General features: G+C 69.5%; 15 protein-coding genes. 10 read left to right on the forward strand and 5 right to left on the reverse strand.

Annotated elements, in window-relative coordinates; genetic code table 11:
* The first annotated feature begins 79 nt into the window (after positions 1-79).
* From C1J01_RS17785 to C1J01_RS17820, 8 genes are all read left to right on the forward strand, one after another.
* Positions 80-928: an alpha/beta fold hydrolase gene (locus C1J01_RS17785; RefSeq protein WP_111180087.1), complete on the forward strand. Its 849-nt coding sequence runs from the start codon at positions 80-82 to the stop codon at positions 926-928.
* Between the two features lie 85 nt (positions 929-1,013).
* Positions 1,014-2,132 carry a zinc-dependent alcohol dehydrogenase gene (locus tag C1J01_RS17790; RefSeq protein ID WP_111180088.1) on the forward strand — a complete coding sequence of 373 codons (1,119 nt, stop codon included), beginning with the start codon at positions 1,014-1,016 and terminating at the stop codon, positions 2,130-2,132.
* On the forward strand, positions 2,129-2,818 hold the full coding sequence (locus C1J01_RS17795; protein WP_111180089.1) for a 4-carboxy-4-hydroxy-2-oxoadipate aldolase/oxaloacetate decarboxylase: 690 nt from the start codon (positions 2,129-2,131) through the stop codon (positions 2,816-2,818). The genes C1J01_RS17790 and C1J01_RS17795 overlap by 4 nt, the downstream gene beginning before the upstream one ends.
* 34 nt (positions 2,819-2,852) lie before the next feature.
* A complete protein-coding gene (locus C1J01_RS17800; protein WP_111180090.1) occupies positions 2,853-3,875 on the forward strand; it encodes an amidohydrolase family protein in 1,023 nt (340 codons plus the stop codon).
* 4 nt (positions 3,876-3,879) lie between these two features.
* Positions 3,880-4,872: a substrate-binding domain-containing protein gene (locus tag C1J01_RS17805; protein ID WP_111180091.1), complete on the forward strand. Its 993-nt coding sequence runs from the start codon at positions 3,880-3,882 to the stop codon at positions 4,870-4,872.
* Between the two features lie 3 nt (positions 4,873-4,875).
* Positions 4,876-5,616: a phosphoglyceromutase gene (locus tag C1J01_RS17810; protein ID WP_111180092.1), complete on the forward strand. Its 741-nt coding sequence runs from the start codon at positions 4,876-4,878 to the stop codon at positions 5,614-5,616.
* Positions 5,617-5,739: 123 nt separating this feature from the next.
* Positions 5,740-6,855 carry a cupin domain-containing protein gene (locus tag C1J01_RS17815; RefSeq protein WP_111180093.1) on the forward strand — a complete coding sequence of 372 codons (1,116 nt, stop codon included), beginning with the start codon at positions 5,740-5,742 and terminating at the stop codon, positions 6,853-6,855.
* A gap of 45 nt (positions 6,856-6,900) precedes the next feature.
* Positions 6,901-8,514, forward strand: a complete 1,614-nt coding sequence (locus C1J01_RS17820; RefSeq protein WP_111180094.1) for an ethanolamine ammonia-lyase reactivating factor EutA — start codon at positions 6,901-6,903, stop codon at positions 8,512-8,514.
* 8 nt (positions 8,515-8,522) lie between these two features.
* On the opposite strand, the gene C1J01_RS17825 is transcribed toward C1J01_RS17820, so the two are convergent.
* Entirely contained in the window at positions 8,523-9,236 is a 714-nt protein-coding gene (locus C1J01_RS17825; protein WP_220039967.1) for a FadR/GntR family transcriptional regulator, read from the reverse strand.
* A 285-nt stretch (positions 9,237-9,521) separates the two neighbouring features.
* Here C1J01_RS17825 and C1J01_RS17830 point away from each other — a divergent pair, with 285 nt between their 5' ends.
* Positions 9,522-10,460 (forward strand): substrate-binding domain-containing protein, encoded by a 939-nt coding sequence (locus C1J01_RS17830; RefSeq protein ID WP_220039968.1) that lies wholly within the window; start codon positions 9,522-9,524, stop codon positions 10,458-10,460.
* Between the two features lie 23 nt (positions 10,461-10,483).
* A complete protein-coding gene (locus C1J01_RS17835) occupies positions 10,484-10,972 on the forward strand; it encodes an RpiB/LacA/LacB family sugar-phosphate isomerase (RefSeq protein ID WP_220039969.1) in 489 nt (162 codons plus the stop codon).
* A 14-nt stretch (positions 10,973-10,986) separates the two neighbouring features.
* On the opposite strand, the gene C1J01_RS17840 is transcribed toward C1J01_RS17835, so the two are convergent.
* The 4 genes from C1J01_RS17840 to C1J01_RS17855 form a co-directional block, all read right to left on the reverse strand.
* A complete protein-coding gene (locus C1J01_RS17840; RefSeq protein WP_111180098.1) occupies positions 10,987-12,270 on the reverse strand; it encodes an MFS transporter in 1,284 nt (427 codons plus the stop codon).
* 76 nt (positions 12,271-12,346) lie between these two features.
* Positions 12,347-13,498 (reverse strand): ABC transporter ATP-binding protein, encoded by a 1,152-nt coding sequence (locus tag C1J01_RS17845; RefSeq protein WP_111180099.1) that lies wholly within the window; start codon positions 13,496-13,498, stop codon positions 12,347-12,349.
* Between the two features lie 26 nt (positions 13,499-13,524).
* Positions 13,525-15,252: an ABC transporter permease gene (locus C1J01_RS17850; protein WP_111180100.1), complete on the reverse strand. Its 1,728-nt coding sequence runs from the start codon at positions 15,250-15,252 to the stop codon at positions 13,525-13,527.
* 87 nt (positions 15,253-15,339) lie between these two features.
* Complete coding sequence (locus tag C1J01_RS17855; protein WP_146615639.1) at positions 15,340-16,413, reverse strand: ABC transporter substrate-binding protein; 1,074 nt, start codon at positions 16,411-16,413, stop codon at positions 15,340-15,342.
* Positions 16,414-16,444 lie beyond the last annotated feature (31 nt).

The following is a 16,444-nucleotide window of genomic DNA, read 5'->3' on the forward strand; positions in this document are numbered from 1 at the left end:
CCCTGACCGTCCCACCCTTTCCCGATCCAGCACCGCCCCGCGCCGCTGACCGAGGCGCCCCGCACGAGGAGCACCGTTCATGCCCACCGCCGTCGTCGACGGGATCCCCACCCACTACGAGGTGACCGGCTCAGGCCCACCGCTGCTGATGTTCTCTCCCGGCGGTTTCGACTCCAGCCTGGAGAGCTGGCGGACGGTGGGGATCTACCGGCGCCTGCGGCTGCTCGACCACCTCGGCGAGAAGTACACCTGCATCTCCTTCGACCGGCGGGAGTCGGGCCGGTCCGGCGGACGGCTGGAGCGGGTCTCGTGGGCCGACTACGTGGCGCAGGGGGTGGGGCTGCTCGACCATCTGGGCATCGCGCAGGCGCATCTGATCGGCGGCTGCGTCGGCTGCTCCACCGTCGCGGCCGTCGGGGTGGCCCATCCCGAGCGCGTCCTGAGCATGGTGCTGTACTCGCCGGCGGGCGGGGCGAAATACCGCATGAAGCAGCACGCGCGGTTCGTCCAGCACCTCGCCTATGCCGGCGCGCACGGCCTGGAACAGGTGGCGGCGCTCGCGAGGAGCACGGACCAGGGCTTCTCCGCCGACCCTCGGCTGGGCCCATGGGCGCACGTGCTCCGCGGCGACCCGGAGTTCGCCGCCCGGTACGCGCGTACCGACCCGGACCGCTACCAGGTGCTGGTCAGCGGCATGGCCCGGCTGCTCTTCGACCGCGACACGGTTCCCGGACCGGAGGCGGAGGACCTGCTGCGGCTCGACGTTCCCGCGCTCGTGGTCCCGGGCCAGGACGACTCGCACGCGCCGTCGGCCGCCCGTTACCTCCAGGAGTGCCTCCCCCGCGCGGAGTACTGGGACGTCCCGGTCGCCGAGCAGACGGAGGAAACGGCTCCCGCCCGGATCCTGCGCTTCCTGGACGGAGCGTAGGGCGCCGGACGGCCGGGCGAAGAACAAGCACAGCCGGCCGGTCCTTCAGATCAGCGTCGGACAGGCCCGAGGATGAGGAGATGGCATGGCAGAGCAGGTACTGGCTGCGGTCAGGACCGGGCCCGGCACGACCGAACTACGCGAGTTCCCGATGCCGGACATCCCCGATGACGGCGCCCTGCTCAAGGTCGAGGTCGCCGGGATCTGCGGCACCGACGTGAAGATGTACGCCAAGCCGCCGTTCGCCGATCCGGTGATCATGGGGCACGAGAACGTCGGCGTCATCGTGCGGGCGGGGCGTACGTTCTCCGAGCGCAAGGGGCTGGTGGAAGGCGACCGGGTCTTCGCCGAGCACTACGTCGGCTGCTTTCGCTGCGAGTGGTGCCACCAGGGCGAGTACCGTCACTGCGAGGCGACCGACTGGCGTACCAACCCGGACGCCCGTCGTTACGGCTACACCTCCGCGAACAACCCCTACCACCTGTGGGGCGGCTTCTCGCAGTACCTCTACCTGCCCTGGAACGCGGTGACGCACCGCGTCCCCGACGGTGTCTCCGCCGAACTCGCGGGCCTGGTGACGCCGCTGTCGAACGGCATCGAGTGGGCGCTGGTCACGGCGGGCGTCGGCTACGCCTCGACGGTCCTCATCCAGGGCCCCGGGCAGCAGGGACTGTCTCAGGTCGTCGCGTGCAAGCAGGCCGGGGCCTCCCGCATCATCGTCACCGGAACGACGCGGGACACCGCGCGGCTCGCTCTGGCGAAGGAGCTCGGAGCCGACGACGTCATCGACGTCACCCGGGAGGACGCCCTCCAGCGCGTGCTGGAGATCACCGGCGGCAGGGGGGTGGACGTCGTCCTCGACTGCACGGCCGGCGCCGGCACCGCGCCCGTCCTGCTCGGGATCGACGCGCTCAAACGCCGTGAGGGCACGATGGTGGTCCAGGGCGAGCTCGCCGCCTTCCCCGACTTCCCGCTCAAGAAGGTCACCGAGAAGTCCATCAGCATCAGGAGCGCGCGCGGCCACAGTTACCGTTCCTGTGAGCTCGCCCTCGAACAGCTCGCCTCCGGACGTTTCCCGCTGGAGAAGCTGAGCACCCACAGCTTCGGCCTCGAGGACGTCGACCGCGCGATCCGGACCGTCGGCGGCGAAGGCGCCTCCGACGTCATCCATGTCTCCCTGCTGCCCTGGGCGGAGGAAGCGTGAGCGTCGTCGTCCGCAACCCGCGCCGTACGGACAAGCCGACGGTCGAGGCGCTCGCGACGTTCGGCGTGTCGACCGTCCACGAGGCGCAGGGACGCACCGGGCTGCTCGCGCCCGCCCTGCGCCCCGTTTACTCCGGCGCGCACATCGCGGGCACCGCCGTGACGGTGAGCGTGCCGCCGGGGGACAACTGGATGATCCACGTGGCGGTGGAGCAGTGCCAGGAGGGCGACGTCCTCGTCGTCGCGCCCACCTCTCCCTCGGAGGCCGGCTACTTCGGCGAGTTGCTCGCCACGTCGCTCGCCGCACGCGGTGTGCGGGGGCTGGTCATCGACGCGGGCTGCCGCGACGTCGCCGAACTGCAGCGGATGGGCTTCCCCGTGTGGGCGCGGCACATCTGCGCGTTCGGCACGGTGAAGGAGACCCTGGGCGACGTCAACGTCGGCCTCGTCTGCGCCGGCCAGTGGATCGAGCCGGGAGACGTGATCGTCGCGGACGACGACGGGGTCGTGGTCGTCCCGCGCCGCCGGGCGGCGCAGGTGCTGGAGGCGTCACGGGCGCGGGAGGAGCGGGAGGCGGGGCTCCGCGAACGCTACGCCCGCGGCGAGCTCGGCCTCGACGTCAACTCCATGCGGGAACCGCTCGCGCGCAAGGGGCTGACCTACGTCGATCAGGGGCCGGACGAGTGAACCCGCCGTCGCGCTCCTACAGAAAGCAGACACGATGATCATCGACTGCCACGGGCACTACACCACGGCGCCGCGGCAACATCAGGCGTTCCGCGACGCGCAGCTCGCCCGGCTGGCCGACGCCTCCCTGCCCGCGCCCGCGCCGGCGGCGATCAGCGACGACGAGATCCGCGAGAGCGTCGAGGACAACCAGCTGAAGCTGTTGCGCCGGCGCGGCGCCGACCTGATGCTCTTCTCCCCGAAGGCCTCGGGGATGGAGCACCACGTACCCGACGCGGAGACCGCACGCGCGTGGGCGCGGGTGAGCAACGACCTCGTCCACCGGGTGGTCGGCCTGTTCCCGCGGCACTTCGCCGGGGTGTGCCAGCTGCCCCAGACGCCCGGCGGCACCCTGGACGACGCGACGGCCGAGCTCCGCAGGTGCGTGGAGAGCCTCGGCTTCGTGGGGTGCAACCTCAACCCGGACCCGTCCGGCGGGTACTGGACCTCGCCGCCGCTGACGGATGAATACTGGTTTCCCCTCTACGAGGCGATGGTGGAACTGGACGTCCCGGCGATGATCCACGTCTCGACGTCCTGCAACCCGAGCTTCCACACGCTCGGGGCGCACTACCTCAACGCGGACACCTCGGTGTTCATGCAACTCCTCCAGGCGGACCTGTTCGACCGCTTCCCCACCCTGCGGTTCGTCATCCCGCACGGCGGCGGAGCGGTGCCCTACCACTGGGGCCGCTACCGGGGCCTGGCCGTACGGATGGGCCGTCCCGACCCGTCGGAGCACGTCATGAACAACGTCTTCTTCGACACGTGCGTGTACCACCAGGCCGGCATCGACCTGCTGCACCGGGTCGTCCCCGCGGACAACATCCTGTTCGCGTCGGAGATGCTGGGCGCCGTGCGCGGCGCCGACCCCGAGACCGGGATCGCCTGGGACGACACCAAGCGCTACGTCGACCAGGCCGATCTCACCGATGAGCAGCGGCACAAGGTCTTCGAGGCGAACACCCGGCGCGTCTACCCCCGTCTGCACGCGCGACTGACCGCGGAAGGCAGGTAGACCCATGTCCCGGCTGCATCTCACCTTCGCCTGCGGCGACTACGACCGCACGCGTGCCCTCGCCGAGGAGACGATCCGCCCCGACGGGATCGACCTGACCTATCTGCGGCTGCCCGTCGAGGAGACGTTCTTCCGCATGATGCGGCATCAGGAGTTCGAGGTGGCGGAGATGTCGTTGTCCTCCTACGTCGTCTCCCTGGGCGCCGACGACCCGCCGTTCGTGGCCCTGCCGGTCTTCACCTCCCGGATGTTCCGGCACGGGTCGTTGTACTGCCACGCCGACGCCGGCATCTCCTCCCCGGAGGACCTGCGCGGCAAGGTGGTCGGCACGCCGGAGTACCAGCTCACCGCCTGCGTGTGGATGCGCGGCATCCTCGGCGACCGGCACGGCGTCCCCTTCGACTCGGTCACCTACGTCACGGGCGGCCAGGAGACGGCCGGCCGCGTCGAGAAGGCGGGCCTCGACCTGCCGCAGTCGGTGCGGATCAGCCGCATCCCCGACGACAGGACGCTGTCGGCGATGCTGGCCGAGGGCGAGATCGACGCCCTGTGCACGCCGCGCGTGCCGAGCCCGTTCGCCGCCGGCGACCCTCGGGTGCGGCGGGTGTTCACCGACGTCGTCGCCAGCGAGAAGGAGTACTACGCGGCGACGGGCATCTTCCCGATCATGCACGTGGTCGTGATCCGGCGTGACGTGTACGACCGCCATCCCTGGGTCGCCCAGTCGCTCCACAAGGCGCTGCTGGCGGCCAAGGAGGAGGCGTACGCGAGCCTGTACGACACCTCGGCGCTGCGGTTCATGCTCCCCTGGCTGACCCCGCAGCTGGAGGAGGCGCGCGCCCTCCTGGGCAGGGACTACTGGTCGTACGGGCTCGACGGCAACCGCGAGACGCTGGCCACCTTCCTGCGCTACCACCACGAGCAGGGGCTGTCGAAGCGGTCGTGGAGACCCGAGGAGCTGTTCGCCCCCGAGTCGCTGGAGTCGGCGGTCATCTGATCGATGAGACTGATCCTCCTTCGGCACGGCGAGAGCGAGTGGAACTCCAAGAACCTGTTCACGGGGTGGGTCGACGTCGACCTCACCCCGTTCGGTGAGGAGCAGGCACGGCAGGCCGGGCGGCTCCTGCGCCGGGCCGCGCCGCCGCCGACCGTGGTGCACACCTCCCTGCTCACCCGGGCCGTGCGCACCGCGAATCTCGCGCTGGAGACGGCCGGCCGGGTCTGGATCCCGGCCCGCAGGCACTGGCGGCTCAACGAGCGGCACTACGGCGCGCTGCAGGGCAAGGAGAAGAAGGCCGTCCGGCGGGAGTACGGTGAGGAGCGCTTCCGGCTGTGGCGCCGGTCGTACGACGTGCCGCCGCCGCCGATGGACCCGGGCGACGAGTGGCACGGGGGCGGCGACCCGCGCTACGCCGGGCTGCCCGGCGACCTCGTGCCGCGGGCCGAGTCACTCGCCGACGTCATCGCCCGCCTGCTGCCCTACTGGTACGACGTCATCGCCCCTGATCTGCGCGCGGGGCACACGGTGCTCGTCGTGGCGCACAGCAACTCGCTGCGTGCGCTCGTCGCGCACCTCGACCGCCTCGACCGCGAGGAGGTCATGGCGCTGAACATCCCGACCGGCATGCCGCTGCGCTACGACCTCGGCGACGATCTGCGGCCGGTCCTGCGCGGCGGCCGCTACCTCGACCCGGAGGCGGCCGCCGCGGGCGCCCGGGCGGTGGCCGACCAAGGGCGTTGAGCGCGGCCGGCGGCCTCGTTGACACCGCTCGCCTTTTGGAATTATGGTCATACCAATTACCCTAATCAGATTTGCGACTCCGGCACGGGTGACCCCGTCGGGCCCATGAGGAAAGGCTGCTGAATGGCCAAGGATGCGCTCGTCCAAGACGAATTGGCGGCGAAGTTCGCCACCGAGAAGGACTCCCCCTACACCCGGTGGGTCGCCGCGGAGGGGCTGGACATCATCGCCGCCCACTATGTCCCGGATCTGCGTACGGTGGAGCTCAAGCCCTGGGCACGGCGGGGCGGGCGCGGCGTGTTCATCAACCACGAGGCCACCCGCACGTCGAACGACTGCTACGTCTGCGAGATCCCGGCGGGCGGCAAGCTGGCGCCGCAGCGTCAGCTGTTCGAGGAGATGATCCTCGTCCTCGACGGGCAGGGCTCCACGAAGGTCTGGAACGACGCCGGCGCCGAGGTCACGTTCGAGTGGCAGGCCGGCTCGTTGTTCGCCATCCCGCTCAACGCCCACCACCAGCACTTCAACGGGTCGGGGCTGAAGAGCGCGCGCTTCGTCTCCTCGACCAACCTGCCGCCGATCCTCAACCTCTACGACGACGCCGACTTCGTCTTCAACACCCCCAAGGACTTCCCGAACCGCTTCGACGGCGAGCCCGACTACTTCTCCCCCAAGGGCGAGCAGAAGGGCCTGCTCCTCGACACGAACTTCGTCGCCGACGCGGCCAACCTGCCGCTGATCGAGGCGAAGGAACGCGGCGCGGGCGGCGGGCACATCCGCTTCGCGATGGCCAAGGGCTCGATGAACAGCCACATCTCGCAGTTCCCCGTCGGGACGTACAAGAAGGGGCACCGTCACGGCCCCGGCGCTCACGTCATCATCCTGACGGGCACGGGATACAGCCTGATGTGGCCGGAAGGAGAGGAGCCGCGGCGCTACGAGTGGGGCCCGGGCTCACTGATCGTCCCGCCGAACATGTGGTTCCACCAGCACTTCAACGTCGGCCTGGAGCCCGCCCGCTATCTCGCCTTCAAGCACGAGGTGGTGTCGGTGCGCAACGCGCAGGGCGTGCCGAAGGCGTGGATCAGCCAGCGCGTCGGCGGCGACCAGATCGACTACGCCGACGAGTCGCCGTACGTGCGCGAGACCTTCCGGGAGGCCCTGGCCAAGTACGGCATCGAGCCGAGGATGGACGCGGCGTACGCGGCCGAGCTCGAGACGCTGCCGCCGAAGCCGTAGCCCGCGTGGCACGGCCCGGTCCCGACGCACGAGAGGAGCACGACCGTGAGGCACACCGGTGCGCACGACCACATCCATGGTGACGGCGGCAACGGCCACCATCATCACGGCGACGCGCCCACGGTCTACTCCGCCTACGTTCCGGACCACGACCACGCGCACGACGACGAGGCGCTGAGCCCGATCGAGGACAACCCGATCTGGCAGCAGGACAACGTCACGCTGCGCAGCGTGGGCATCGACATCGGATCGTCCGGCACGCAGGTCCTCTTCTCCCGCCTGCACCTGCGGCGAATCGGCGAGGACCTGACGACCCGTTACATCGTGGTCCGCCGGCAGACGCTCTACCGTTCCCCCGTCTCGCTCACCCCCTACGCGAGCGCCGAGCACATTGACGCGGCGGCTCTGGGGTCGATCATCGACGAGGCCTACGACGCGGCGGACGTCCGCCCGTCCGACGTCGACACCGGGGTCGTGATCCTGACCGGCGAGGCGCTGCGCCGTCGCAACGCCGAGGCCATCGCGAACGTCCTGGCCGAGCGCGGGGGCGAGCTGGTCAACGCGACGGCGGGCCACAACATGGAGGCGATGCTCGCCGCCTACGGCTCAGGCGCGGCGAAGGCGTCGCACGACACCGGGCTGCGCATCCTGAACATCGACATCGGCGGCGGGACGACGAAGCTCGCGGTGCTGGACCGCGGGCGGGTCGTGACGACGGCCGCGATCCACGTCGGCGGCCGGCTCCTGGTCGTCGACGACCATGACCGCATCGTCCGCCTGGATCCGGCCGGGCGTCGTCACGCAGCCCGGGCCGGCCACGCCTGGGAGCCCGGCGACGTCGCCCGCCCGGAGGAGCTGGAGAAGGTGGCGGAGACGATGGCGGAGGCGGTCGTCGCGGCGATCGTCGCCGATCCGCTCCCCGAGGACGTCGCTGGGCTGTACCTCACCGAGCGGCTGGCGGAGACGGGGCCGATCGACGGGGTGATGTTCTCGGGCGGTGTCGCGGAGTACGTCTACGACCGGGAGAGCAGCACCTTCGGCGACCTCGGGCGGCCGCTCGGCCGGGCGTTGCGCCGCCGGATCGACTCCGGGGCCCTGCCGTTCCGGCTCCTGCCCCCTGGCGAGTGCATTCGCGCCACCGCGCTGGGCGCGTCGGAGTACAGCGTCCAGCTCAGCGGGAACACCGGCCACATCACCGACCCCGACGCGCTGCTCCCCCGCCGCAACCTGCAGGTGATACGGCCGCACTACGAGCTCGGGGAGACGATCGACGCGGCGGCGATCGCGACGGCGATCCGGCGTCACCTCATCGCCCTGGACGCCGGGCAGACCGGCGCCGACGTCGCCCTCGCCCTGTCCTGGAACGGCCTGCCGAGCTACGACCGGCTCATCTCCTTCGCGCGCGGCCTGCGCGACGGCCTCGCGGACCGGATCGCGCAGGGCCTGCCGGTGTACGTCATGCTCGACGGCGACGTGGCCATGACACTCGGCAGACTGCTGAGACAGGAGCTCGGGGTCACGGGCGACCTCCTGGTCATCGACGGTCTCAACCTGCGCGACTTCGACTACATCGACATCGGCCGGATTCGTTTCCCGTCGAACACCGTGCCGGTCACCATCAAGTCGCTCCTCTTCCACCAGGACCCCCGGCACGACTGACGGGCTCGCTACTCCTCGCCGTCGTCCGGGTCCGCCGAGCTCGGGTCCGCCAGGCGATCGGCGGTGCGCTGCAGGTGGCGCCGCATGATCGTCTGGGCGCGCTCGATGTCCCGCTGCTCGATCGCCTCGACCAGCTCGAAGTGTTCGTGCGCTCCCCGGGGACCCATCAACGGCGCGGCGACACGTGCCTGCTGGAGCGACATGAGCAGGGGGCCGTGGAAGGTCTGCACCAGCATCTCGATCGCCGGGTTGTGCGCGCAGGAGGCGACCCGCACGTGGAACGCCGCCGACATCGCCATGGTGTAGGAGCCGTTCTCCAGCTCGGTCAGGCTCTGCTCGACGAGGGCCCGCAGGTCCGCGATGTCCTTTTCGGTGGCGCGCTCCACCACCAGCGGCAGGATGCCGAGCTCGAAGACCATGCGGGCCTCGGTGACGTCGCCGGCGGTCATCGGGGCCAGGGTGAGGAGCTCGGCCAGTCCCTTCCCGAGGCGTTCGCTGGACGGCTGGGTGACGAAGGCGCCGCCCCGGGCGCCGACGCGGATCTCCACCAGGCCGCTGGCCTCGAGCACCCGCAGAGCCTCACGGACCGTCACCCTGCTGACCCCGAACCGCTCGCACAGGCTGCGCTCGCTGGGCAGCCGGTCACCGGGGACGAGCTTGCCCTCTCTGATCAGGAGCCGCACCTGCTCCACGATGACCTCGGAGATGCGGTCGACGCTCACCGGGCTGAACAGATCCCCCGTCCCCTTACCGCCCGGAGTCCCATCCGATGGGGCCACTGACATACCGACATCCCTCCACGACCTTGCTTACGGACCCCCATGCTACCAACAATGGTCTTACCATATGTTCGGCGCAGGGAACGTCGCATTGCTGGCGGCAACGTCCTGTCTACGTCTTTCCTGGTCACCTTGATGCGATATGCCGCATTCTATTGGGATAATGGTATGATAATTTGCTATTATCAGGGCGGCAGAAGTAGGCGAACGGGAGAGAACATGCCCAGCATGCGGCTACGCACGGTGACCCGGACCCAGGGCAACAACCGCGCCCTCAAGGAGGGCAGGGTCACCCCCAAGGGGTTCGACCTCGTCTTCGAGGAGGTCCCCGTGCTCGTCGACGGCTTCCGCCGGATGGTCCGGGGGCTCGAATTCGACGTCTGCGAGATGGCGATGACGACGTACCTGTGCGCCAAGGCGCATGGCGTCCCGTTCACCGCGCTGCCGATCTTCCTGGTGCGCGGGTTCCACCACGGCGCCATCGTGTGCGCACCGGAGGCCGGCGTCCGCGAGCCGAAGGATCTCGAGGGCCGGAAGGTCGGCGTCAACCGCGGCTACACCGTGACGACCGGCGTGTGGGCGCGCGGCGTCCTTCAGGACGAGTACGGCGTCGACCTCAGCGCGGTGATCTGGGCGCCCTCGGGAGACGAACACGTCGCCGAGTACCGCCCCCCGGCCAACGTCGAGCCCCTGCCGCCGGGAAGCGACCTCGCCGGCCTGCTGGCCACGGGCGAACTCGCGGCCGCGGTCGGCGTCAACGCCGGCCCCCCTGATCTTCTGCCGCTGATCCCCGACGCGACGGAGGCCGGCTTCGCCTCGCTCCGCGACCGCGGTCACTACCCCGTCAACCATCTGGTGGTCGTGCGGGACGACCTGCTCGCGGCGCACCCCGGCCTGGCCACCGACGTGTTCGACGCCTTCGCCGAGGCCAAGAACCTGTACGTCGACGAGCTGCGCCGCGACGCGATCGAGGCGCCGACCCCGGCCGATCGTATGTACCGGCGCGTCATGGAGATCACCGGCGCGGACCCGCTGCCGTACGGCATAGCACCGAACCGCGTTGTCATCGACGAACTCATCGGGCACGCGACACGCCAGGGCATCCTCGACACGCGGCCCGAGGTGGAGTCGCTGTTCGCGGAGAGCACGGTGGACCTGTCGGCCTGAGCAGGCCGGCAGGAGCGACCCCCATGAACGCACAACCGAGCAGTGAGGGCAGGAGCATGCGCATCGCCATCGCGGCGGATCACCACGGTCTCGCGCTGAAGGCGCGACTGATCGCCCGGCTCACCGCGCAGGGTCACGAGCTCGACGACCGCGGCGCGCACGCCGGCGGGGTGACGGTGGACTACCCGCCGCTCTGCGCGGACGTCTGCGGCCGGGTCGCCGACGGTCGTGCCGACCGCGCGATCGTGGTGGGCGGCAGCGGGATGGGCGAGCTGATCGCCTGCAACAAGATCCGCGGCATCCGTGCCGGGCTGTGTCATGACGTGTTCACCACGGAGATCTCCCGCGCCCACAACGACGCCAACGTGATCGTCATCGGCGCCAAGGTCATCGGCCCGGAGACGGCCGAGGAGCTCGTGGACCTGTGGCTCAGCACCCCGTTCAAGGGCGGCCGCCACCAGGAGCGGCTGGACCAGATCGCCATGCTCGAGCGCGGGGACCCGCCGGCCTGACGGCGGGTCCGCTCTCAGGTTCCCGTGGTGGAACGCCGCCTGTCTCCGGGATCGTCGCCGGGCTCCGCCGCCTCCTCCTCGTCGGCCGCCACGATCCCGGTGTAGGACCGCACCACGCCGCCCCGCAGCCATGACCACCCGGCGACGACCATCGGGCCGAGCCCACCGATGGTGAGCGCCGCCACGGGCCCGATCACACCGGCGACCGCCCCGACGACGACGTCCCCGATCGCCGGGCCGCCCCGCGAGGACATCTGGTAGAAGGCGGTGACCCGGCCCCGGATCTCGTCCGGGGTGTCGATCTGGACCGCGGCGTGCCGGATCGTGGTCGCCATGGCGTCGAAGGCGCCGAGGAGCAGGGCGGCGAGCACGGCCAGGAGGAAGACCGGCGAGTGCGCCAGGACGACGGCGGAGATGCCGTAGAGGACCGTGGAGACCAGCAGGACCCGGCCCTGCCGCTGACTTCGCTGCACCGTACGGAAGACCGCGTAGGTCGCGATCAGCGCACCGGCGGACGGGGCGCCAGACAGCACTCCGTATCCGGTCGCGCCGACGTGGAGCACGTCCAGCGCGAGCGCCGGCAACAGCACCCGGTAGGCGCTGAACACGGTCGCCGACAGGTCGAGCAGCATGAGGTTGTAGATGAGCGGCCGATGGGCGATGTACCTGGCCCCCTCGGCGATCGATCCCAGGATCGAGCGGCGCTCCGCGGCCGGCTCCAGCCTGGAGATCCGGAGCGTGGCGAGCACCCCGACCAGCACCGCGTAGGTCACCGCGTCGACGAGGTACATCAGTCCGGGCCCGGCCACGCTGATGAGCACGCCGGACAGCAGCGGGCCCACCAGCACGGCCAGCTCCCGCGACGGGTTGAGCAGCGCGACCGCCTGCCCGATCTGGTTCTTCGGCACCAGAGCGGGGATCAGCGCCTGCCTGGCCGGCTGGTCGAAGGTCGCCGCGGCCGTGGTGAGCACCACGGAGAGCACGACGTGCCATGCCTCGGCCCGGCCGATCAGCGTCAGCCAGGACAGCGCGACGGCGACGAGCAGCGCGACGGCCTGCGCGGCCTGGAGCAGCCGGCGCCGGTCGAGGCGGTCGGCGAGCGCCCCGCCCAGCGGGCTGAGGACGAGCAGCGCGACCGCCTGCGCGGCGCCGACCAGCCCGGTGTAGGCGACCGAGCCGGTGAGCTGGTAGACCTGGTAGAAATTCGCCGCGACGGTGCCGCGGGTGCCGATCTGGGACAGCACGACCCCTGCCCAGTACAGCGCGAAGTCGCGGTTCCGCAGGATCGCGGGTGTCACGCGGTGTCTCCCACTTCTCTGATCACGCACTCCTGTCCACGCCGAACGCCAGGCGATTCACCCGTCGGAGGTGCGGTCAGTCGACGGGCACGAGCACCAGCTTGGCGGGATCCATCCGCAGGTAGACCTCGGTCCCGGGCTCTATCGAGGTCGAGGGGTTCCCGCGGGTGCGCAGCTCGTGCTTGCCGACGCCCACCACGTGGTCGAGGCTGTCTCCGAGGTAGGCGCGGGTCAGGACCGTGCCCTTCCACTCGTTGGGCACCTCGCCCGCCCGGGAGGTGGTGCTGACCTCCACCGCCTCCGGCCGCACGGACACGATCACGTCGGTGCCCAGGGGAAGGGTCATGGCGGAGTCGAGCGCGAGCCGCCCGTCGATGGTGTTGACGGTGTATCGATCCCCGTCCTTCGCCACCACGTTGCCGGTCAGGAAGTTCGACGTACCGATGAACTCGGCGACGAACCTGCAGTTGGGGTTCTCGTAGATGTCGCGGGGACGGCCGAGCTGCACGACGCTGCCGTTGCGCATCACCGCGATCGCGTTGCTGAGGGCCAGGGCCTCGACCTGGTCGTGCGTCACGTACACCGAGGTGATCCCGAGCTCGCGCTGCACCCTCTTCAACTCGTACCGCAGCGATTCCCGCAGCTTGGCGTCGAGGTTGGACAGCGGTTCGTCGAGCAGCAGGAGCGGGGGCTCGATGACGAGCGCCCGGGCGAGGGCGAGCCGCTGCTGCTGGCCTCCGGACAGCTTGGTGGCCTGGCGCTCGGCCAGGTGGCCGAGCTCCATCGTCTCCAGCACGCGCATCACCCGCTCGGAGATCTCCTTGCGGCCCAGCCGTTCACCGCGCTTCCTCACCTGCAAGGGGAAGGCGACGTTGTCGAAGACCGACATGTGCGGCCAAATGGCATAGGACTGGAAGACCATGCCGAGCCCCCGCTCGTTCGCGGGGACGTTCACCTGCTTCTGCCCTTCATCGGCGGAGAAGAGCACGCGGTCGGCGACTTCGATGCTCCCGGAGTCGGGGCGCTCCAGCCCGGCGATAGAGCGCAGCGTGGTCGTCTTGCCGCACCCCGAGGGCCCCAGCAAGGTGAACAGCTGTCCGTTCTCGACGGTGAAACTGACGTCGTTGACCGCGAATACCCGGGCCTCCTGTGCCGAGGGCGTTTTCGAGTCGCGCCGGCGGCGGCGCTCTCCGTCGAAGGTCTTGACGAGGTTGTTGATGCGAAGCATCTGTCCTCCTGATGAAAGCCCGTTGTTCAGTCCTGCCGGAGCCCGACTTTGGCGCCGAGCTTGTAGGCGATGACGACGAGCACGGCGAGGGTGAGCACCATGACGACACCGAGTGCCGCCAGGACGGTGAACTGGCCGTTCTCGTATTGCTCGAAGATGAGGATGGAGAGGACCTCGTTGCCGGGGCTGTAGAGCAGGATCGAGCTGGACAGTTCGCGGAACGAGACGACGAGGATGTAGATCCACCCGGCCAGGAGGCCGGGCGAGAGGAGCGGCAGGAGCACCCTGCGGAACGTCTGCCACCAGCTCGCGCCGCTGACCTGGGCCGACTCCTCCAGCTCGGCCGAGATCTGGTGCATCGACGTGACCGCGTAGCGCATGCCGTACGGCATGTAGCGGGTGCAGTAGGCGATCAGCAGGATGAAGATCGTGCCGTAGATCGGGATGGGGCTGCGCAGGTACACGAAGGAGAGCGCGAGACCGAGCACCAGGCCGGGGATGACGAGCGGGACGAACGAGAGATGGTCCACGAGCTGCCGGCCGGGGATGCGCGAGCGCACGACGATCCAGGCGCCGACGGCCATCAGGATCATGACGAGCGTCGCCGACCCGAGGCCGAGCACGAGGGAGTTCTTCAGCGCCGTCATCGCGTCGGACATGTCGAAGAGCTGGCGGTAGTTGTCGAAGGTCATCGACGCGAAGGCCTCGCCCGACGGCGCCTGGTAGAACTTCAGCAGCGACGTGTAGAGCAGCACGAGCAGCGGCCCTACGACGGTGAAGAAGAAGTACAGCACGATGACGGCCCCCATGACCGGCCGCCACTTGCCGAGCTCCATCGGGCGAGGACGGAACCCCTTGCCGGTCACGGTCTGGTAGGTCTTGCCCGATCTGCCGACGAGGTTGGAGATCGCCACGCCGATCAACGCGAACACCAGCAGGCCCACCGCCAGCGCGCCGGCCGCGGCGAGGTCCGGCGGGTAGGAGCGCAGCACGAAGTAGATGCGGCTGGTGAAGACGTAGATGCCGTTCTGCAGGCCGAGCAGGGCGGGGACCTCGAAGCTCTCCAGGCTGCGCACGACCATGACGAGCACGGCGGCGACGATCGCCGGGCGCGTCAGCGGCACGGTGACCCTGCGGAAGACCTGCCACCTGCTGGCCCCGGACATCAGGGCCGACTCCTCCAGCGAGGGGTCCATCGACCGGAAGGCGGCGACCATGAGGAGGAACACGATGGGAGAAAGGTGCAGGCCCTCGACCCAGACCATCCCCCACACGGTGAAGATGTCGAAGAACGCCGGGCCGAAGATCGGTTCGATCAGCTTGTTGAGCAGGCCGATGTCCGGGCTCGCCAGGAAGATCCACGCGATCGTGTACAGAATTCCCGGAATGATCAAGGGAATGATCGACGCCGCGAAGAAGAGCCCCTTGAACGGCACATCCGTCCGCACGTTGAGGTACGCGAGCGCGGTGCCGACGCACAGCGACAGCACGGCCGCTCCCACCGCGAACCACAGTGAGTTCCCGATCATGTCGCCGACGCGCGGGTCACCGTAGGCACGGGCGAAGCCGCCGAGGGTGAAGCCGTTGGCGTCGAAGAACGTGCCCCAGATCAAGTAATAAAGGGGCACGAGCGCGAGATAGCCGATCAAGCCGGCGACCACGACGATGATCGCTATTTTCGGGGTCAACAACCGGCGCAGCCATCCGAGCGTGGCTCCCCTGCGGGCAGAGACGGCGGGAGATGCCGTGGTCATGCCCTCACCTCTTTCTGAACCAGTCTGCGATGATCACGGGCGCGGCGGCACCACCGGTGGTGCCGGTGCCGCCGCGCGATCGGTGACTCAATTTCCGTCGACCTGCTCACCGTTGGAGATGACCTGGTCATATCGCTTGTTCCACTCGTCGCCGTTCTTCGTCAGCTCCTCCACGTCGATCGGGATGATCTCCACATCCTTGAGCGGGTCGTCTCCCTCGACGATGGACGGGGTGAGCCCCTGCTTCACCAGCAGCGCCTGGCCCTCCTGGAGCAGCCAGTCGGTGAACAACATCGCCGCGGCGGGATGCTTGGCGGTCTTCATCAGGCCGACGCCGTTGGGCCGGGCGATGACCGGCTGGACGTAGGGCAGGTAGTCGACGGGCGCGCCCTTGGCCTTGGCCTGCTCGACGATGTAGGAGTAGTTGGAGGCGGCGAGCGAGAACTGACCGGCGGACAGCAGCTGACCCTGCACGGTGTGACCCTTGACGATCTTCGCGCCGCTGGCCATGCCCTCGAAGATCTTGTTGATCTCCTCGTCGGTCTTGCCCTGCTTCTCCCAGTACTTGAAGAGGGTCAGGTACCAGTCGGAGTCGCTGATCTCCATGGCGAGCTTGCCGTCCCACTTGGGGTCGGCGAGATCCTCCCAGGTCTTCGGCGCCTGATCCGGGGTGACCAGCCCGGTGTTCCAGCTCGGCGCGAACAGGTTCATCCGCGTCGCCGTCCATCCCTGCTGCCGGCCCGCCTCCGAGACCATGCGGCGCCGTTCACTGTCGTAGTCGGCGAGAACGCCCTCGGTGTTCAGGTCGAACAGCTCGGTCGCGTTGGTCTCAACGACGTCGTTGCCCTGGTAGCCGGCCTTCTGCTCCTGGACGATCCGCTGGAGCACCGTCTCCGACCCGGCGCGGTACAGGTTCACCTTGACGTCGAACTGGCCCTCGAACGCCTTCAGGACCGCGTCGGCCACATCGCTCGTCATGGACGTGTAGAGGTCGAGCGTGCCTTCCTTCTCCGCGAGCGGGACGAGCTTGTCGCGCCGCTGCTGACCGGTCATCCCGTTGACCTCGGCGTACAGTTTCTCCGCCGCGGTGGGTCCGCCGCCGGCCGCGGCCTGCGGCGCGGTGGCCGTGGGCAGGCCTCCGCAGCCTGCGAGCAGGAGCATGAGTGCGGACCATGACGCCAGCGCGCGCCGT

The sequence above is a fragment of the Nonomuraea aridisoli genome (assembly GCF_003236395.1).
GTDB classification, from domain to species: Bacteria; Actinomycetota; Actinomycetes; order Streptosporangiales; family Streptosporangiaceae; genus Nonomuraea; species Nonomuraea aridisoli.

Coding starts and splice junctions, on each gene's coding strand:
- C1J01_RS17850 (WP_111180100.1), bottom strand. CDS start 15,252: ATGACCACGGCATCTCCCGCCGTCTCTGCCCGCAGGGGAGCCACGCTC.
- C1J01_RS17800 (WP_111180090.1), top strand. CDS start 2,853: ATGATCATCGACTGCCACGGGCACTACACCACGGCGCCGCGGCAACAT.
- C1J01_RS17845 (WP_111180099.1), bottom strand. CDS start 13,498: ATGCTTCGCATCAACAACCTCGTCAAGACCTTCGACGGAGAGCGCCGC.
- C1J01_RS17810 (WP_111180092.1), top strand. CDS start 4,876: ATGAGACTGATCCTCCTTCGGCACGGCGAGAGCGAGTGGAACTCCAAG.
- C1J01_RS17855 (WP_146615639.1), bottom strand. CDS start 16,413: ATGCTCCTGCTCGCAGGCTGCGGAGGCCTGCCCACGGCCACCGCGCCG.
- C1J01_RS17785 (WP_111180087.1), top strand. CDS start 80: ATGCCCACCGCCGTCGTCGACGGGATCCCCACCCACTACGAGGTGACC.
- C1J01_RS17790 (WP_111180088.1), top strand. CDS start 1,014: ATGGCAGAGCAGGTACTGGCTGCGGTCAGGACCGGGCCCGGCACGACC.
- C1J01_RS17835 (WP_220039969.1), top strand. CDS start 10,484: ATGAACGCACAACCGAGCAGTGAGGGCAGGAGCATGCGCATCGCCATC.
- C1J01_RS17815 (WP_111180093.1), top strand. CDS start 5,740: ATGGCCAAGGATGCGCTCGTCCAAGACGAATTGGCGGCGAAGTTCGCC.
- C1J01_RS17830 (WP_220039968.1), top strand. CDS start 9,522: ATGCGGCTACGCACGGTGACCCGGACCCAGGGCAACAACCGCGCCCTC.
- C1J01_RS17805 (WP_111180091.1), top strand. CDS start 3,880: ATGTCCCGGCTGCATCTCACCTTCGCCTGCGGCGACTACGACCGCACG.